The organism is Methylibium sp. Pch-M (assembly GCF_004136295.1).
GTDB lineage: Bacteria > Pseudomonadota > Gammaproteobacteria > Burkholderiales > Burkholderiaceae_C > Methylibium > Methylibium petroleiphilum.
This window is the reverse complement of sequence record NZ_CP029606.1, coordinates 2,087,538-2,105,735: the sequence shown is the minus strand read 5'-3', so window position 1 is coordinate 2,105,735 and position 18,198 is coordinate 2,087,538. Positions and strand designations below refer to the sequence as shown.

At 68.9% G+C, this 18,198-nt stretch carries 13 protein-coding genes and 1 riboswitch; of the genes, 3 read left to right on the top strand and 10 right to left on the bottom strand.

What is annotated here, in order from left to right:
• On the bottom strand, positions 1 to 1,131 hold the full coding sequence (locus C1M51_RS10130) for a DUF5938 domain-containing protein (RefSeq protein WP_129449503.1): 1,131 nt from the start codon (positions 1,129 to 1,131) through the stop codon (positions 1 to 3).
• A gap of 169 nt (positions 1,132 to 1,300) precedes the next feature.
• Here C1M51_RS10130 and C1M51_RS10125 point away from each other — a divergent pair, with 169 nt between their 5' ends.
• The gene (locus tag C1M51_RS10125) at positions 1,301 to 1,924 is read left to right on the top strand and encodes a TetR/AcrR family transcriptional regulator (protein WP_129449501.1); all 624 of its coding nucleotides are present in this window, start codon (positions 1,301 to 1,303) and stop codon (positions 1,922 to 1,924) included.
• Between the two features lie 10 nt (positions 1,925 to 1,934).
• Here C1M51_RS10125 and C1M51_RS10120 read toward each other — a convergent pair whose 3' ends face one another.
• The 4 genes from C1M51_RS10120 to C1M51_RS10105 all read right to left on the bottom strand — a co-directional run bounded on the left by C1M51_RS10120 (position 1,935) and on the right by C1M51_RS10105 (position 7,279).
• Positions 1,935 to 3,821: a potassium transporter Kup gene (locus C1M51_RS10120; RefSeq protein WP_129449499.1), complete on the bottom strand. Its 1,887-nt coding sequence runs from the start codon at positions 3,819 to 3,821 to the stop codon at positions 1,935 to 1,937.
• A gap of 117 nt (positions 3,822 to 3,938) precedes the next feature.
• Positions 3,939 to 5,234, bottom strand: a complete 1,296-nt coding sequence (gene gshA, locus C1M51_RS10115; RefSeq protein WP_011827774.1) for a glutamate--cysteine ligase — start codon at positions 5,232 to 5,234, stop codon at positions 3,939 to 3,941.
• Between the two features lie 153 nt (positions 5,235 to 5,387).
• Positions 5,388 to 6,914: an ammonium transporter gene (locus C1M51_RS10110; protein ID WP_129449498.1), complete on the bottom strand. Its 1,527-nt coding sequence runs from the start codon at positions 6,912 to 6,914 to the stop codon at positions 5,388 to 5,390.
• Between the two features lie 26 nt (positions 6,915 to 6,940).
• Entirely contained in the window at positions 6,941 to 7,279 is a 339-nt protein-coding gene (locus C1M51_RS10105) for a P-II family nitrogen regulator (protein WP_011827772.1), read from the bottom strand.
• A 246-nt stretch (positions 7,280 to 7,525) separates the two neighbouring features.
• Between C1M51_RS10105 and C1M51_RS10100 the strand changes: the two genes are divergently transcribed.
• On the top strand, positions 7,526 to 9,043 hold the full coding sequence (locus tag C1M51_RS10100; protein ID WP_129449496.1) for a YifB family Mg chelatase-like AAA ATPase: 1,518 nt from the start codon (positions 7,526 to 7,528) through the stop codon (positions 9,041 to 9,043).
• Positions 9,044 to 9,075: 32 nt separating this feature from the next.
• Here the strand turns inward: C1M51_RS10100 and C1M51_RS10095 are convergent, their stop codons facing one another.
• The gene (locus C1M51_RS10095; RefSeq protein ID WP_129449494.1) at positions 9,076 to 9,660 is read right to left on the bottom strand and encodes a glycine zipper 2TM domain-containing protein; all 585 of its coding nucleotides are present in this window, start codon (positions 9,658 to 9,660) and stop codon (positions 9,076 to 9,078) included.
• A gap of 98 nt (positions 9,661 to 9,758) precedes the next feature.
• Positions 9,759 to 12,530 (bottom strand): methionine synthase, encoded by a 2,772-nt coding sequence (metH, locus tag C1M51_RS10090; RefSeq protein WP_129449492.1) that lies wholly within the window; start codon positions 12,528 to 12,530, stop codon positions 9,759 to 9,761.
• Positions 12,531 to 12,593: 63 nt separating this feature from the next.
• Positions 12,594 to 12,694: riboswitch (S-adenosyl-L-homocysteine riboswitch) on the bottom strand.
• Positions 12,695 to 12,799: 105 nt separating this feature from the next.
• On the opposite strand from metH, the gene C1M51_RS10085 reads away from it, so the two are divergent.
• Positions 12,800 to 13,339: a hypothetical protein gene (locus tag C1M51_RS10085; protein WP_129449490.1), complete on the top strand. Its 540-nt coding sequence runs from the start codon at positions 12,800 to 12,802 to the stop codon at positions 13,337 to 13,339.
• A 39-nt stretch (positions 13,340 to 13,378) separates the two neighbouring features.
• On the opposite strand, the gene C1M51_RS10080 is transcribed toward C1M51_RS10085, so the two are convergent.
• The 3 genes from C1M51_RS10080 to C1M51_RS10070 all read right to left on the bottom strand — a co-directional run bounded on the left by C1M51_RS10080 (position 13,379) and on the right by C1M51_RS10070 (position 18,188).
• Positions 13,379 to 14,452: a homocysteine S-methyltransferase family protein gene (locus tag C1M51_RS10080; RefSeq protein WP_129449488.1), complete on the bottom strand. Its 1,074-nt coding sequence runs from the start codon at positions 14,450 to 14,452 to the stop codon at positions 13,379 to 13,381.
• Between the two features lie 31 nt (positions 14,453 to 14,483).
• Positions 14,484 to 16,802: an AAA family ATPase gene (locus C1M51_RS10075; protein WP_129449486.1), complete on the bottom strand. Its 2,319-nt coding sequence runs from the start codon at positions 16,800 to 16,802 to the stop codon at positions 14,484 to 14,486.
• Between the two features lie 123 nt (positions 16,803 to 16,925).
• Positions 16,926 to 18,188 (bottom strand): NAD(P)/FAD-dependent oxidoreductase, encoded by a 1,263-nt coding sequence (locus C1M51_RS10070; RefSeq protein ID WP_129449484.1) that lies wholly within the window; start codon positions 18,186 to 18,188, stop codon positions 16,926 to 16,928.
• Between the last annotated feature and the right edge of the window lie 10 nt (positions 18,189 to 18,198).

Below are 18,198 nucleotides of genomic sequence, written 5' to 3'. Positions count from 1 at the left end.
CTAGCGGTGGACGGTCAGGATCGGCGCCTGCACCAGGCCGAAGCTGCGCAGCGCGCCGAGCAGTTCGTGATGTCCGAAGGCCTGGCAGCCGGAGGCGAAGCCGACGCGCCGGGGCGCCTGCTGCAGCAGCGACGCGGCCGCGAACGCCTGCAGCAGGCCGGTCTGCTTGTAGTTGCAGTTGCCGAAGATCACGCAGTGCGCGCGCGCCAGCGGGCCGGACGCGTGGACCGAGTCGACCGACTTGTTGAGCCGCGGGTTCTCACGCGGCGGCATGGTGTTCATCACGCCGGCCGCCGTCTGGGCCAGCGCGGCGTAGCGCTCCTCGGGGTTCATGCCCTCGGTCGCCTTCAGCGCCGCCGCGACGATCAGCGGCACGCCCTGCATCAGCGGCTTGTTGAACACGCCGCCCAGCACCTTGACGGTGGCCACACGCGGATCGCGCTTGAACCACACCGGATGCGAGGTGCCGCCCCAGGGCAGCGCCAGCGCGGCCTCGTGCTGGCCCGGGATGGTCACGTTGTAGAGACCCGCGTCGGGCTGCCACTCGACATACTTGTTCTGATCGAGGTAGTAGGCCTTGGAGGTCGCGGCATTGACCAGGATGGTCTGCGTCGAAGCGATCGTCGGGCTGCCGCCCCAGAAGACGGCGATGTCGAGCGTGTCCAGCCCCGGCGTCTCGAGACACAGCTGCGCAGCGATCTCGCCGGTGGTGTACATGTGCGCCAGGCCGGGCGACAGCAGCAGGCCGGCGGCGGCGAACTTCGCGCCGTGCTGTTCGTCGAGCGTGATCAGCCAGTCCTGCTCGCCGGTGGTGTCGGTGTAGTGGCAGTGCGCGGCCAGGCAAGCCTCGACCACTTCCGGGCCGAACTTCGCGAACGGCCCGACGGTGTTCAGCACCACCGAAGCGCCGCGGAACAGCTCGGTCAGCGCCGCGACCGTGTGCGGCACCTCGACGACCTCGTAGCTGGCGGTCTCGATGCCCGGCACGTTGGACTGCATGGCCGCCTGCAGCTTGTCCGCGCTGCGGCCCGCGGCGATGAACGGGATGCCGTACTCGCGAAGGTACTCGCAGATCAGGCGGCCGGTGTAGCCGGAGGCGCCATAGACGACGACGGGCTTCTTGTTGCTCATGCTGTCTCCTCGTCGGTCGTGGAGGCCGACCGTTCGATGCATGCTAGGAGTGGCCTTGACAAGCGTCAAGCATTTTTTGGACAGTTGTCCAGATTCTCCGTGCTGCAGACTGACCGGGGCCTGCGCTGTGCTATCTTGAACAGCATCCGCGACCGCTCCGTACCGATCCATGACCCGCGCCGCCGCCCCCCGAGTCGACAAGTTCGCCGAGCGCCGAGCCGAACTCGGCGCGGCTGCACTGCAGGCCCTCGCCGAACTGGGCTATGCGCGCACCAGCCTGCGCGAGATCGCGCAGAAGTCCGAGTTCTCGCACGGCGTACTGCACTACTACTTCAAGGACAAGCTCGACCTGATCCTGTGCAGCATGCGCCAGTACAAGGCACGCTGCGTCGTGCGCTACGACCAGGTGACGGCGGAGGCCACCAGCTTCGACGAGCTGATGACGGGCTTCCTGGCCGTCCTCGGCGAGACGGTGCGCCGCGAAGCGCCGCTGCACCGCCTGTGGTACGACCTGCGCGCGCAATCGCTGTTCGACGAGGGCTTCCGCACCGACGTGGCGGAGATCGACAAGAGCCTCGAGAAGATGATGTGGCGCGTGATGTCGCGCTTCGCCGAACTGGCCGGCGAGCCGCTGCGCCTGCCGGCCGGCGTGATCTACGCGACCTTCGATGGCCTGTTCCAGCAGTGCCTGCTGAAGCACCTGTCGGGCGACCGGCAGGCGATCTCGGCGCTGCAGAAGAACGTGCGGCTGGTGGTGGTGCAGCTGGTCGGCGCGCCGACGCGCCTGCAGTAACGCAGCCCGCTCAGATCTCGACCTTCGAGCCCAGCTCCACGACGCGGTTGGTCGGCAGGTTCAGGAAGTCAGCCGCCGCCGCCGCGTTGCGGTGCATGCTGCAGAACAGCTTCTCGCGCCAGATGGCCATGCCCTTGCCGATGGTCGGGATGACGATGTCGCGCGACAGGAAATAGCTGGTCTCCATGTCGTCGAGCTGCACGCCACGGCCCCGCAGCAGCGCCAACGCCTCGGGCACGTCGGGCTCGTTCTTGAAGCCGAAATTCAGCGTCACCTGCCAACAGCAGTGGCCCAGCGACTCGATCTCGCAGCGCTTGCTGAACGGGATCCACGGCACCTCATGGTGCCTGACGGTGACGAACAGGTTCTGCTCGTGCAGCACCTTGTTGTGCTTGAGGTTGTGCAGCAGCGCGTTCGGCGTGCTGCCCTGCTCGGCCGCCAGGAACACCGCCGTGCCCTGAACCCGCGTCGGCGGGCTGATGAACACCGACTCCAGGAAGCTCTTCAGGTCGATCGCCTCCTCACGCAGGCGCTCGCTCATCAGCCGGCGCCCCTGTTTCCAGGTCATCATCAGCGTGAACATCGCCGCCCCGATGGCCAGCGGGAACCAGCCGCCGTCGAGGATCTTGATCGCGTTGGCCGCGAAGAACATCGCATCGACCAGAAAGAAGAAGCCGGTCGCGGCGACGCACAGCGCCCATGGGTACTTCCAGCTGTAGCGGATCACGAAGAAGGTCATCGTCGTGGTGATCAGCATGTCGGTGGTCACCGCGATGCCGTAGGCCGAGGCCAGCTTGCTGCTGGAGCCGAAGGTCACGACCGCCAGCACGATGCAGGTGTAAAGCCCCCAGTTCACGAACGGCACGTAGATCTGCCCGGTCTCCTTGACCGAGGTGTGGGTGACCCGCAGGCGCGGGAAGTAGCCGAGCTGGATCGCTTGTTTGGTGACCGAGAACGCGGCCGTGATCAGCGCCTGCGAGGCGATCACCGTCGCCAGCGTGGCCAGCACGATCAGAGGGTAGAGCGCCCACTCGGGGGCCATCTCGTAGAACGGATTCTTCACCGTCTCCGGCCGTTGCAGCAGCATCGCGCCCTGGCCGAAGTAGTTGATCATCAGCGCCGGCATCACGAGGCTGAACCACGCGAGGCGGATCGGCCGCTTGCCGAAGTGGCCCATGTCCGCATACAACGCCTCGGCCCCGGTCACACACAGCACCACCGCGCCGAGCGAGACGAAGGCCGTGCCGGGGTGCTGCCACATGAAGGCGAGAGCGTAGTGCGGGCTCAGCGCGGCCAGCACCGCCGGGTTCTCGACGATGTGCGCCACGCCGAGCAGCGCCAGCACGATGAACCACACGGCCGTCACCGGCCCGAAGAACTTGCCGATGCCGCCGGTGCCGAAGCGCTGCGCGGCGAACAGCAGCGTCAGGACCACCAGCGTCACCGGCACCACGTAGCGGTGCAACCCGGGCGCGGCGACCTCCAGACCTTCCACTGCCGACAGCACCGAGATGGCGGGCGTGATCACGCCATCGCCGAAGAAGATCGCCGTGCCGAACACACCGAGGATCAGCAATCTCCGGCGCAGCACGGGCCGTTCCTTCACGGCCGTGGAGGCCAGCGCCAGCATCGCGATCAGGCCGCCTTCGCCGTTGTTGTCGGCGCGCAGGATCAGCAGCACGTACTTGAGCGAGACGATGACCGTCAGCGTCCACACGACCAGCGACAGGATGCCGTAGATGTTGTCCGGTGTGATGTCGATGCGCCCGTGCGCGAAGACCTCCTTCAACGCATACAGCGGACTGGTCCCGATGTCGCCGTAAACGACGCCGACGGCGCCGAGGGTCAGGGCCGCCAGCTTGGAGCCGGTCGGCGGGTCGGAGGATCGGGAGTGCACGAAATGGGCGCGGGGTCGGCGAGGGCCCCCATTCTGCGCTGCGCCCCGGGGCTTGGATGCGTCGACTTGTTGCACCGCAGCAACGCGATCTCACCCCCGGTGCGAGGCCGGCGCGCGCTACTCGTAGACCTCGGCGTCGGGGTCGGTCGCTTCGAGTTCGTAGCTGGCGCCCAGCATCGCCAGCCGTCCGATCACGCCGTACATGTAGAAGCGGTTCGGGGCGCTGGCACCGGGCTTCTCGCCCGGCCGCGGCAGATGGTGGCTCTCGGCGAAGGCCAGCGGCACGAAGCTCGCCCCCGGCGAATTGAGGTTCTCGTCGATGCCCCGCTCGGCGTGCACGCGGTAGAAGCCGCCGACCACGTAGCGGTCGATCATGTAGACCACCGGCTCGGCCACGGCGTCGTTCATGCGTTCGTAGGTCGGCACGCCCTCCTGGATGATCACCTCGGAGACCTCCTGGCCGTCCTTGATGACGCTCATCTTGTTGCGCGCCTTGCGGTTGAGCTCGTCCAGATCCTTGGCGTCGCGCACCGTCATGATGCCCATGCCGTAGGTGCCGGCATCGGCCTTGACGATGACGAACGGCTTCTCCTGAATGCCGTATTCCTTGTACTTGCGGCGGATCTTGCCGAGCAGCGCGTCGGCATGGCTCTGCACGCACTCCTGGCCGGTGCCGTCCTGGAAGTTGACCTTGCCGCACTTGGCGAACATCGGGTTGATCAGCCACGGGTCCATGCCCAGCAGCTTGGCGAATTTCTTGGCCACTTCCTCGTAGGCCTGGAAATGCTGGCTCTTGCGCCGCACCGCCCAGCCAGCGTGCAGCGGCGGCAGCAGGTATTGCTCGTGCAGGCCTTCGAGCACCTTCGGGATGCCCGCGGACAGGTCGTTGTTGAGCAGGATGGTGCACGGGTCGAAATCCTTCAACCCCAGGCGACGCTTGCTGCGCAGCAGCGGCTCGAGCGTCAGTTCGGAGCCGTCGGGCAGCGCCAGGCGCGTCGGCTCGGTGATGCTGTCGTCCAGCGTGCCCAGGCGCACGTTCAGGCCGGCGGCGCCGAAGATCTGCACCAGCCGCTGCACGTTCATCAGGTAGAAGGTGTTGCGGGTGTGCTTCTCGGGGATCAGCAGCAGGTTCTTCGCCTCGGGGCAGATCTTCTCGATCGCCGCCATCGCCGCCTGCACCGCCAGCGGCAGCATCTCGGGCGTGAGGTTGTTGAAACCGCCAGGGTAGAGGTTGGTGTCGACCGGCGCCAGCTTGAAGCCGGCGTTGCGCACGTCCACGGAGCTGTAGAACGGCGGCGTGTGCTCCATCCACTCGAGACGGAACCAGCGCTCGATCGCCGGCATGGACTCGAGGATGCGCTGCTCCAGCTCGTTGATCGGTCCGTTCAGGGCGGTAATGAGGTGGGGGACCATGGAGCAAGCCTTTGGCGTAACCGGAAACGGGATTCTAGGCAGGTGGCGGTTCGCGCGCTGCTTGCAAGTCCGGCCATAAAAAAGGCCGCCCGAGGGCGGCCTGGCTGCAAGCCCCGGCCGGCGTGGGCCGGCACGGGGCAACTCACGGAGAAATCACTTGTGGTACGCGGTCTCGCCGTGCGAGGTGATGTCGAGGCCCTCGCGCTCGGCATCCTCGCTGACGCGCAGGCCGATCACCAGGTCGGTGATCTTGTAGGCCACCACCGAGACCACGCCCGACCAGACGATGGTCAGCAGCACGGCCTTGGCCTGGATCCACACCTGCGAGGCGATCGAGTAGTCGGCCGCCGAGATGACGCTGGCGGTGACCCAGTCGGTCACGTAGCCCGGGCCGCCCAGGGCCGGCGAGTTGAACACGCCGGTCAGCAGCGCACCGACGATGCCGCCGACGCCATGGACGCCGAACACGTCGAGCGAATCGTCCGCGCCGAGCAGCTTCTTCAGGCCGCTGACACCCCACAGGCAGGCGAAGCCGGCGACGAGGCCGATCACCATGGCGCCGACGATGCCGACGTTGCCGGCTGCCGGCGTGATGGCCACCAGGCCGGCCACCGCACCCGAGGCAGCACCCAGCATCGAGGCCTTGCCCTTGAACAGCGACTCACCGACGCACCAGGCCAGCACGGCGCAGGCCGTGGCCGAGAAGGTGTTCAGGAAGGCCAGCGCGGCGCTGTTGCCGGCTTCGAGCGCGGAGCCCGCGTTGAAGCCGAACCAGCCCACCCACAGCAGCGAGGCACCGACCATCGTCAGCGTCAGCGAGTGCGGCGTGAAGGCTTCCTTGCCGTAGCCGATGCGCTTGCCGACCATGTAGGCACCGACCAGGCCCGCGACGGCGGCGTTGATGTGCACCACAGTGCCGCCAGCGAAGTCCAGCGCACCCCACTGCCAGATCTGGCCGGCCTTGCCGTTCATGGCATCAACCACTTCCTTGCCGGTGTAGGCGTCCGGACCCATCCAGTACCACACCATGTGGGCAATCGGCGTGTAGCTGAAGGTGAACCACAGCGTGACGAACAGCAGCACCGCGCTGAACTTGATGCGCTCGGCGAAGGCGCCGACGATCAGGCCGCAGGTGATGGCCGCGAACGTGGCCTGGAAGGCGACGAACACGATCTCGGGAATGACCACGCCCTTGCTGAAGGTGGCGCCCATCGCGAACGCGCCGGTGACGGGGTCGAACACGCCCTTCAGGAACAGCCGGTCGAAGCCACCGATGTAGGCATTGCCTTCGGTGAACGCCAGGCTGTAGCCGTAGATGAACCACAGCACGCTGATCAGCGAGAACACCACGAAGACCTGCATCAGCACCGACAGCATGTTCTTGCTGCGCACCAGGCCGCCGTAGAACAGCGCCAGGCCGGGGATCGACATCATGATGACCAGCAGCGTGGACACCAGCATCCACGCGACGTCGCCCTTGTTGGGCACGGGCGCGGCGGCAGCCGGAGCCGCTTCGGGTGCCGAAGCTTCGGCGGCAGGGGCAGCGGCGGCGGCCGCTTCGACGACTGCGGCAGCGGCGGGCGCCGATGCAGCTTCCTGGGCCATCGCGACGTCGGCGAACCCGAGGACCGCAACGCCGAGCGCCAACGACGTGGCGAGGGAGGCAATGAGCTTTCTCATGTTTGACTCGTTCCTGTTGAAAGCGCTCAGAGCGCGTCCTTGCCGGTTTCGCCGGTGCGGATGCGGATCACCTGCTCGAGGTTGGTGACGAAGACCTTGCCGTCACCGATCTTGCCGGTGCGGGCCGAGGCCTCGATGGCTTCGATCACGCGGTCGACGATGGCGTCATCGACGGCTGCCTCGATCTTGACCTTGGGCAGGAAGTCGACGACGTACTCCGCACCGCGATACAGCTCGGTGTGGCCCTTTTGGCGGCCGAAGCCTTTGACTTCGGTCACCGTGATGCCCTGAACGCCGATAGCGCTCAAGGCCTCACGAACTTCGTCAAGCTTGAAGGGCTTGACAATGGCAGTCACCATCTTCATGGCGTTCTCCTTGGGTGGACGGGACGGTTACAAGGTCTCGGTTCAGAGCACGGACGACGACTCAGCAGGTTCTGTGCCACTGCGCCATAACAGGGAGTCGCGAGCCGAACCAGGGACGCTTGTATCGGCAACGCCCCAAAACAGGGATGTCTGCAACTTTTGGCACCCCCGCGGTGCCAAAGTGCGAGCCACCCACCCTTCGGTGGGCTCGTGGTGGTGGCGGTGCAATGCCATGATCGATCGGACATGTCGCTCGCCGTTGTCCACAGCCGTGCTCTCGATGGGCTCGATGCCCCCGAAGTCACCGTCGAGGTGCATCTGGCGAACGGCCTGCCGAGCTTCACGCTCGTCGGTCTGGCCGACACCGAAGTCAAGGAGGCGCGTGAGCGGGTCCGTGCCGCACTGCTGAACAGCGGCCTGGCGTTTCCCCACAACCAGCGCATCACGGTCAATCTGGCGCCGGCCGATCTGCCCAAGGAGTCGGGCCGCTTCGACCTGCCGATCGCGCTGGGCATCCTGGCCGCCAGCGGCCAGATCGATGCCGGGCGACTGGCCGATCTGGAGTTCGCCGGAGAGTTGTCGCTCGCTGGCGACCTGCGGCCGGTGCGGGGTGCACTGGCGATGGCGCTGGCCGCGCGACATGAGGGCCGGGAGCGCCCGCTGGTGCTGCCGGACCCGAGTGCGCGCGAGGCCGCCTTGATCGAAGGACTGCAGGTGCGCTCCGCCAAGCACCTGCTCGACGTGGTCAGTGCCCTGCTGCCCGGCGGCGCAGCGCAGCCCCTGCCGGCGGCCATGCCCTGGCCGCGTCCGCCGACGGCACCTCGGTGGGGCGAGCTGCGCGACGTGAAGGGGCAAGCCGCCGCCAAGCGAGCGCTCGAGGTCGCCGCGGCGGGCCAGCACAGCGTGCTGCTGGTCGGTCCACCGGGCGCGGGCAAGTCGATGCTGGCGCAGCGCTTCGCTGGCCTGCTGCCACCGTTGAGCGACGAACAGGCACTGGAGTCCGCAGCCGTGCTGAGCCTGGTGGGACGCTTCGATGCCGGTCGCTGGCGCGAGCGCGTGCTGCGCGCCCCGCACCACAGTGCTTCCGCGGCCGCGCTGGTCGGCGGCGGATCACCACCGCGGCCGGGCGAGATTTCGCTGGCCCATCACGGCGTGCTGTTCCTCGACGAGTGGCCGGAGTTTCCTCGCGCCGCGCTGGAGGCACTGCGTGAGCCATTGGAAACAGGTCGCATCACGATCTCGCGCGCGGCGCGCCAGGCCGAGTTCCCCGCGCGCTTCCAGCTGATCGCGGCGATGAACCCCTGCCCTTGCGGCCACGCCGGCTCCACGCTGAGAACCTGCCGCTGCTCCAGCGACGTCGTGGCTCGTTACCAGGGCCGCATCAGCGGCCCGCTGCTCGACCGCATCGACTTGCAGGTGGAGGTGCCGGCGGTCGGCCCCGAGGCCCTGTCGGCCCTTCCCGACGGCGACCCGAGCGAGGCTGTCGCCGAACGTGCCGCACGAGCGCGCGAAAGGCAGCACCGGCGCCAGGGCTGCAGCAACGCATGCCTCGACAGCAACGGCATCGACACGCACGTGGCGATCGAGCCCGGTGCGGCGCAGTTCATGCAGGCCACGTCCTTGCGACTCGGTTGGTCGGCCCGCGGGCAGCACCGCCTGTTGCGGGTGGCACGCACCATCGCCGACCTGGCCGGCGCCGAGCGCATCGGTGTCGGCCACGTGGCCGAGGCGATCCAGTACCGCCGCGTGCTGGCGACAGGCTGAACGAACGGTGCCCTTTTGTTCGACGCGCGCGCTCAGGCGGCGCGCAGTGTCGATCCGTCGACCTTGACCCGCGCACCGACCGCCGGCGCCTGCGACTGCTGCAGCGTGCGCAAGCTTCCGTCGTCCATGCGCACGCGCACGCTGTAGACCGTCTTTGCCTTCACGTTCTTCTCGATCTCGTGACCGGCCACGCCACCGCCCACCGCACCGAGCACGGTCATCGCGGTCCGGCCGTTGCCGCCGCCGAACTGGTTGCCGACCACGCCACCAAGCACGCCGCCCGCGACCGCGCCGACGCCGCTGGCCTCGCCCTTGACCTTGACCGCCTGCACCGACTCGACCACGCCGCACTGCGCGCAGGCCGCCGCTGCCGGTGACGCATGGCCAGCCGGCTGGCCGGCGGTCACGCCGCGCGTCGGCTTCGGCGCCGGCGACACGATCTCCTCGGCGGGAGGTGCGACGGCCGCCGCGGCAGGCGCCGGCTGCGCGCGCTGCTGCAGGGCCAGCGCACTGGCGACCCCGGCAATCGTCAGCGCGACCGCGCCGCCAGCCAGCCACATCCAGCGCGGCAGGCCGCCGGCCGTCTTGTCAGATGCTTGTTGGGATGCTGCTTCCATGATCGATCGTCCTCCTTCGGGCGACCGATTGGACACGAGCCACCGTGCCGCGTTGCAGCGGCGAATGCATCAGATGTAAGGCGCCGTTAAACGGCGCTTTACATCAGCGGGGCGAGGGCGCGCTCTGCCTGCGCCAGCTCCTGCCGCGTCCGGCCCGCCCAGTCGCGCAGCTGGTCCTCACCGATCTTGCCGACATTGAAGTAGGCCGCAGCGGGGTGCGCGAGGTAGAAGCCGCTGACGCTGGCGGCCGGCGTCATCGCCAGGCTCTCGGTCAGCGTCATGCCGATCTCCTCGCACTGCAGCACGCGGAACATGTCGCGCTTCACGGTGTGGTCGGGACAGGCCGGATAGCCGGGGGCGGGGCGGATGCCACGGTACTGCTCGGCGATCAGTTGTTCGGTGCTGAGCGCCTCGTCGGCCGCATAGCCCCAGAAATCGGTGCGCACGCGCTGGTGCATGCGCTCGGCAAAGGCCTCGGCCAGCCGGTCGGCCAGCGCCTTCAGCATGATCGCGGAGTAGTCGTCGTGGTCGGCCAGGAAGGCCGCCTCCTTCTTGTCGACGCCATGGCCGGCGGTCACCGCGAACAGGCCCACGTGGTCGGCCAGGCCGCTCGCCTTCGGAGCGACGAAATCGGCCAGACAGCGGTTCGGCCGCTTCACCCCGTCGACCACCGGCCGCTCGGTCTGCATGCGCAGGCCGTGCCAGGTCATCAGCACCTCGCGGCGCGTCTCGTCGGTGTAGATCTCGATGTCGTCGTCGTTCACCGTGTTGGCCGGGTAGAGGCCGATCACGCCGTGCGCCTGCAGCCAGCGGCCCTCGATCAGCCGCTGCAGCATGCGCTTGCCGTCGCTCATCACGCGCTGCGCCTCGGCGCCGACCACCTCGTCGCGCAGGATCTGCGGGAAGGCGCCTGCCAGGTCCCAGGTCTGGAAGAACGGGCCCCAGTCGATCTGCTGCGCGAGCTCGGCCAGGTCGTAGTTTCGGAACACGCGGCGGCCGACGAACTTCGGCAGCGGCGGCGCGTAGCCGTGCCAGTCGATCGGGGTCTTGTTGGCCCGTGCCGCGGCCAGCGAGACCATCGGCGTGGCCTTCTTGTTCGCGTGCTGCAGGCGCACCTTGTCGTAGTCGACCTTCAGTTCCTCGATGTACTTCGCGGCCCGCTCGTCGCTCAGCAGCTCGCTGCACACGCCCACGCTGCGCGAGGCGTCGGGCACGTAGACCACCGGGCCTTCGTACTTGGGGGCGATCTTGACCGCGGTGTGCACCCGGCTGCAGGTGGCACCGCCGATCAGCAGCGGGATCTTCTTCACGCGGAAGTAGTCGTCGCGCTGCATCTCGGCGGCCACGTGCTGCATTTCCTCGAGGCTGGGCGTGATCAGTCCCGACAGGCCGATGATGTCGGCGCCCTCGACCTTGGCCTTCGCGAGGATGTCCTGGCACGCGACCATCACGCCCATGTTGACGACCTCGAAGTTGTTGCACTGGAGCACCACGGTGACGATGTTCTTGCCGATGTCGTGCACGTCGCCCTTCACCGTCGCGATCACCACCTTGCCCTTGGCCTTGGCCTCGCCGCCGGCGTCGATCAGCGCCTTCTTCTCCTCCTCGATGTAGGGCAGCAGGTGCGCCACCGCCTGCTTCATCACGCGCGCGCTCTTCACCACTTGCGGCAGGAACATCTTGCCCTGGCCGAACAGGTCGCCGACCACGTTCATGCCGGCCATCAGCGGCCCCTCGATCACGTGCAGCGGCCGCCCGCCGTCGGCCCGGATCGCCTGCCAGGCCTCCTCGGTGTCGACGACGATGAAGTCGGTGATGCCGTGGATCAGCGCATGCGAGAGCCGCTCGTTCACGGAGCCGGCGCGCCAAGCGAGGCGGGCGCTGTCGTCCTTGGCCGCGCCCTTGGCGCGCTCGGCGATCTCGATCAGTCGCTCGCCCGGCGACAGCGGCGCTTCGCCTGGCTTGTACGCCGGCTTGCGGTTCAGCACCACGTCCTCGACGCGCTCGCGCAGTTCGGCATCGAGGTCGTCGTACACGCCCACCATGCCGGCGTTGACGATGCCCATGTCCATGCCGGCCTGGATCGCGTGGTACAGGAAGACCGTGTGGATGGCCTCGCGCACCGGCTCGTTGCCGCGGAAGCTGAAGCTCACGTTGGACACGCCGCCCGACACCTTGGCGCCCGGCAGGTGCTGCTTGATCCAGCGCGTGGCCTCGATGAAGTCGACCGCGTAGTTGTCGTGCTCCTCGATGCCGGTCGCAATGGCAAAGATGTTGGGGTCGAAGATGATGTCCTCGGGTGCGAACCCCACCTCGTCGACGAGGATGCGGTAGGCCCGCTCGCAGATCTCGATCTTGCGTGCGAAGGTATCCGCCTGGCCCTTCTCGTCGAAGGCCATCACCACGGCGGCGGCGCCGTAGCGGCGCACCAGCTTCGCCTGGTGGCGGAAGGCGTCCTCGCCTTCCTTCATCGAGATCGAGTTGACGATGCCCTTGCCCTGGATGCACTTCAGCCCGGCCTCGATCACCTCCCACTTCGAGCTGTCGATCATGATCGGCACGCGCGCGATCTCGGGCTCGGAGGCGATGAGCTTCAGGAAGCGCTCCATCGCGGCCTTGCTGTCGAGCATGGCCTCGTCCATGTTGATGTCGATCACCTGCGCGCCGTTCTCGACCTGCTGGCGCGCCACGGCCAGCGCCTCCTCGAACTGCCCGCCGAGGATCATCCGCGCGAAGGCCTTGGAGCCGGTGACGTTGGTGCGTTCGCCGATGTTGACGAACAGCGAGCGCTCGCCGATGGCCACCGGCTCCAGGCCGGACAGGCGCATCGGCGGCACGTTCGAGAAATCAGGAGCAGCAGCTGTCGACATGGCAGTTCACCGAAAGACGCGCCGCGCCGGTGCTGCGGCCCACCCGCAGCCCGCCGGTCGGCGGAGGGGTGAGCGCCGTTGCAGGGCAGCCCTTGCGGTGCCGCCGGCCCGAGCCTGGCGGTCCTCCCAAAGCTTGGGCGACCGTCGCAACGCTCCTCGAGCACCGGCGATTTTACGCGCGCCCGCGTTTACAAAGCCTCACCCAATACCCCTCCGCAGTCCGGCCGTCCCCCTTGTGCGGCACGCAGGGCCCGGGTGCAATGCCCGGCATGACACGCCTCTCTCGCTTCGCTCCTTCCTGCACGGCCGGGCTGCTTTGCCTGGCTCTCGCTCTGGCCGGCTGCGCCAGCCGCCCGGGGGGCCCCGGCACACCCGGCTCCGGCAGCTCGGGCTTCGGTGGCCTGTTCGGCTCCGGCCTGTCGCCCGCATTGGAGGCCCAGCGCCTGCGTCTCAAGGACGCGCTCAAGGGCACGCCGGTCGTGGTCGACAGCACCAGCGACCATCGTCTGCGCGTCGAGGTCCCGACGAAGCATGCCTTCGACCCGCAGCGCACCGCCGTCAAGCCGGCGCTGGCCGCGGTGCTCGACCAGTTCGCGACCGGCTTCAAGCCGCACGCGGCGACCACCGAACTGCAGATCGGCGCCCCGGCCGACGACAAGGCCTCGGGCCGGACCGTCCGGGACCGCGCCGCCAGCGTGCGCGACTACCTCGTGGGCCGCGGCGTGCCGATCTCGCGCATCGTGGGCCTGGGCCGGGCCGAAGGCGCCGGACTGGAACTGCTGGTCAGCGACCGCCCGGCCGGCAAGTGATGCGGCCGATGTGCGCGACGGCCCGGCGGCTGCGCGCCGTCAGGCCGTCTGCAGATCGCCGTCGGCCTCTTCGCTCAACTCGCTGATCCAGCGCTCCTGCCGTGCGCGCGGCCGGTAGGCGCTGACGCGCCGGGCGATCTCGGCGATGTGGTCCGGCGTGGTGCCGCAGCAACCGCCGGCGATGTTCAGGAAGCCGGCCCGCGCGAACTCCTCGACCAGCCCGCCGGTGATCGCCGGGGTCTCGTCGAAGCCGGTGTCGCTCATCGGATTGGGCAGGCCGGCGTTCGGGTAGCAGGAAATGAAGGTATCGGGTGCGGCCTTGCACAGCTCCTCGATGTAGGGCCGCATCAGCGTCGCGCCGAGCGCGCAGTTCAGCCCCACGGCCACCGGATGCGCATGCCGTATCGAATGCCAGAAGGCGCTGACGGTCTGGCCACTGAGAATGCGGCCCGACGCATCGGTGACGGTGCCGGAGATGATGACCGGCAGGCGTTCGCCGGTGTTCTCGAACAGCTCGTCGATCGCGAAGATCGCCGCCTTGGCGTTCAGCGTGTCGAAGATGGTCTCGACCAGGAAGAGGTCGGCCCCACCCTCGAGCAGCCCCTCGCCCTGTTCGTAGTACGCGGCCCGCAGCTCGTCGAAGCTGACGTTGCGCGCCGCCGGGTCGTTGACGTCCGGACTGATGCTCGCGGTGCGCGGCGTCGGGCCGAAGGCGCCCGCCACGAAGCGCGGCTTGTCCGGCGTGCTGAACTTGTCGCAGGCGGCCCGCGCGAGCCGGGACGCCGCCACGTTCATCTCGCGTGCCAGCGGCGCCAGGCCGTAGTCCTCCTGGGCGATCGTGGTCGCGCCGAAGGTGTTGGTCTCGATCAGGTCGGCGCCGGCCGCGAGGTAGCCCTCGTGGATCTCGGTGATGACGTCGGGCCGCGTGAACTGCAGCAGCTCGTTGTTGCCCTTCAGGTCCTTGCCGTGGTCCTTGAAGCGCTCGCCGCGGTAGTCGGCCTCGCCGAGCTTGTAGCGCTGGATCATCGTGCCCATCGCGCCGTCGAGGATCAGGATGCGCTGCTTCAGCAGCTCGGGCAACTGGGCGGCACGGGTGTAGGGCAGGGCACTCATGCCCCGATTGTAGGAAGGCCGACCGATGCCCCTACTGCATGAAGCCGATGCCGCGCCGCTCGCGCACCCCCGGCTTCACGCGGTGCTCGGCCTCCAGCTGCGACAGGAAGCCGTCGGGTTCGAACACGTCGCCCAGCAGCTCGACCTGCCGCTGCACCGCCGCGAAGTCCCCCGGCGTCAGCACGTCCAGCGCGGCCAACCGGGCGCGCTGCTCCGCGGTCAGCGCGGCGGCGTCGCCGCCCAGCGCCTCGGCGACGAACATGCGCTCGCGCTGCGGTGCCTCCAGCGGCTTGAAGCGGATCTTGAACGAGAAGCGCCGCAGCGCCGCCTCGTCGAGCTCGTCGAACAGGTTGGTGGTGCACACGAACACGCCGCCGAAGCGCTCCATGCCCTGCAGCATCTCGTTGACCTCGGTCACCTCGTAGTTGCGCTCGGCGCGCTGGCGGCTGCGCAGGTAGCTGTCGGCCTCGTCGAGCAGCAGCACCGCGCCCTCGCGCTGCGCCTCGTCGAACATGCGCGCGAGGTTCTGCTCGGTCTCGCCGACGTACTTGCTCACCAGGTCGGAGGCCCGCTTCGCGACCAACGGCCGCTGCAGTGCATGGGCGATGTGCTCGGCCAGCGCCGTCTTGCCGGTACCCGGCGGGCCGTAGAGGCACAGCGTGCCGCAGCCACGGCGCTGGAGCGCCTCGACGATGCGCGGCAGCTCGAAGCGCGAGTCGACGTTGAGCAACCCCAGGTCGTAACGTGTGACCGCCGGGCGCGCCGCCGTGTCGCGCCCGCGCAGGCCCAGTGCCTTGTCGGCATTGCCGAGCTGCCGCTCGATCAGCACCTGCGCCGGCACCGGTTCGCTCGCCGCGTCCGCGTCGCCGCCGGCCAGCCGCGCAAAGCGCACGGCGGTGCGGATTTGCGCCGGCGTCAGCCCGGCCCGGCCCGCGAGCTTGGCCACGAACTCCGGCGCGGCCTGCACGCCCTCGAGCGCACGCTGCACGATCGCCTCGCGCGCGCCCGGCGGCGGCGAGTTCAGCTCCAGGTGGTACTGGAAGCGGCGACGGAACGCCGGGTCGATCTGCTCGATGCGGTTGGTGACCCACACCACCGGCACCGGGTTGGTCTCGAGAATCTGGTTGACCCAGGCCTTGCCGCCCACCGAGCTCGAGGTGCCGCTGTCGCTCTGCTCCAGTCGCGCCATCAGCTGCGCGGCGTCGTTCGACAGTGGCGGGAACACGTCTTCCACCTCGTCGAACAGCAGCGCGACGTTCGGGCTGCCCTTCAGGAACACCTGGCTCATCTGCAGCGACCGGTAGCGGTCGCGGCCCGACAGCGAGTTGCCGTCGCGGTCGGCCGATTCCACCTCGTACAGCTCCAGCGCGGCGGCCTGCGCCGCCACCTTGGCGAGCTCGGTCTTGCCGGTGCCGGGCGGCCCGTAGAGCAGCACGTTGACGCCGGGTTCGTGGCGCGCGACCGCGTTCCTCAGCAGCGCCACCAGCATCTGCGCGTCGGCCGCGACGAATTCGAAGTCGCCCAGCGTCAGCTCGGTGGGCGTGGCCGGCTTGGTGAACACCGCCATCAGGTCGCTCGGGCCCTGGTACTCGCGCATCAGCACCGGCGGCAGTTGCTCGCTGACCTTCATCAGGTCGGCCAGGTCGGTGATGTTGTGCTCGGAGATCAGGTTCTCGACCATGCCGATGCGCTCGAGCCGCGAGCCGGTGCGCAAGGCCTCGGCCAGCTCACGCTCGTCGACCTCGGCCACCTGCGCGATCGCCGCGTAGGCCTCCTGCGCGCTCGACACCTTGAACTCGACCAGCAACCCGCGCAGGTCGCGCTGGTAGCGCGCCAGCGTGCCGTACAGCAGCAGCGCGCGCTCGGCCGGGTTGAGCTGCAGCAGGCCGGCCAGCGCATCGATGTTCTTCTGCACCAGCGTCGATTCCTTCTTGACGCTGCGCTGCAGCCACTCGGCGGTGGCGCCCAGCACCGCCAGCAGGTCCTTGGGCGCGTCCTTCACGTACTCGTCGATGTAGAAGAACAGCGTGCCTTCCTCGTAGGGCCCGCGCCACGCGCCGTGGCGGGCGATGAAGGCCAGGTCGCTCAGCGCCGCGTGGCCCTGCCAGGCCTCGTGCGCCTTGACGCGCTGGCCCAGGTAATCGCGCAGCCGCCGCAGCACGCTGGGCGGCCACACCAGGTGACGGCCGGTCAGCGACAGCAGCGCGCTCCAGTCGCGCCGCAGGTTGAACCGCCCGAGGTGTCGCAACGCCAGCGTCAGCACGAACTGCGAGCACAGCCGGTCGAGCACGGGCGCATCCGCCAGGCCAGGCGACAGCACGTAACGGGCGTCAGCAGCACTCCTTGCCATGGCCCCTTCTCCACAACCAAGACTCCGTGCGAGCCATCTTGGCCCAGGGCGCCCGTGCGAGCAAGCCCCGCGACGGGCGTCAGGGCGAATGCGAAGCCTTTACACCACCGGGCCCGCATCGGCTCAGCGCTCGAACACCATCCTCAGGAAGCTGCGCGCCGTCACCAGGTTGGCGGGCGTGTGTGTCTCCTCGAGCACGCCGCTCATGCGCTGCAGGCGACGCGGGCTGCGCCGGGCGCTCCACACCAGCAGGTCGACGAGCCAGGGGCGCTCGTTGACGCTGCTGGCCTTCTCGTAGATCGCGAAGCGCGGCTTCAGTGCCGCCAGGTCGGCCTCGTAGCGGGCGCGCACGGCATCGTCACCGAGCGACCGTCGCCCGCCTTCGATCACCGCTTCGGCCGCAAGGACGCCGGTCTCGAGTGCCTTGCCGATGCCTTCGCCGGTGAGGGCATAGGTGCTGCCGGCCGCCTCGCCGGTCACCAGCAGGCCCGGACGTGAGCGGCGCGCGCCCTCGAGCGAGCAGCGCAGGGGCGCCCCCTTCAGCTCGCCGAGCAGCGTGCCGCCTTCCATCAGTTCGCGTGCCGGCGCGTGCACCTCGGTGAAGGCCGCGAAGACCTCGCGCAGGTTCACGTCCAGCATGCGGTGGCGACCGAGGGCGTCGCGTCGATGGCTCTGCGCGACGCCGACGCCGATGTTGAACACACCGTCGCGGCACGGAAAGATCCAGCCGTAGCCGGGCTTGAGCCGGCGATGCCACGCCACCTCGAGCTCGGTGATGCGGCCAACCATGGCGTCGTTCTTGACGTAGCCGCGCAATGCCACGCCGCTGGGCGTGCGGCGGTCGCACACGCCGGCGGCGAGGCTGGCCTGCGGCACCGCGCCACTGGCCAGCAGCACCCAGCGGGCGCGGATCTCGCGCGGCACACGGTCCTCGTCGTGGCCCTGCAGGCGAGCGCCGACCACCCGGCCGGCGTCCTCGATCGGTTCGATGAAGCGCAGCGGCGCATGCATGCGTGCGCCGGCCTCCGCCGCGGCACGGCACAGCACCAGGTCGAGCTGGCGGCGCGGCAGCACGGCCAGCGTGCCCGGCACGTCGATGCGCCCGCCGCGCGGCGCGATGCAGCGCAGATGCTTCACCGGCTGCGCGAGCGCCATCACCTCGTCGAGCACGCCCAGCTTCGCCATCGCACGGTGCGCGTCGGGAATCAGGCCGTCGCCGCAGACCTTGTCGCGCGGAAAGGCCTGCTGGTCGATCAGCACCACATCGACGCCGGCGCGTGCCAGCGTACGGGCCGCCGCGCTGCCGGCCGGGCCGGCACCGACCACCAGCACCTCGCATGCGGGGGGCAGGTCGGCGAGCGGGCGGTTCAGCGGAGCAGGGTGCATGCGTCGTCAG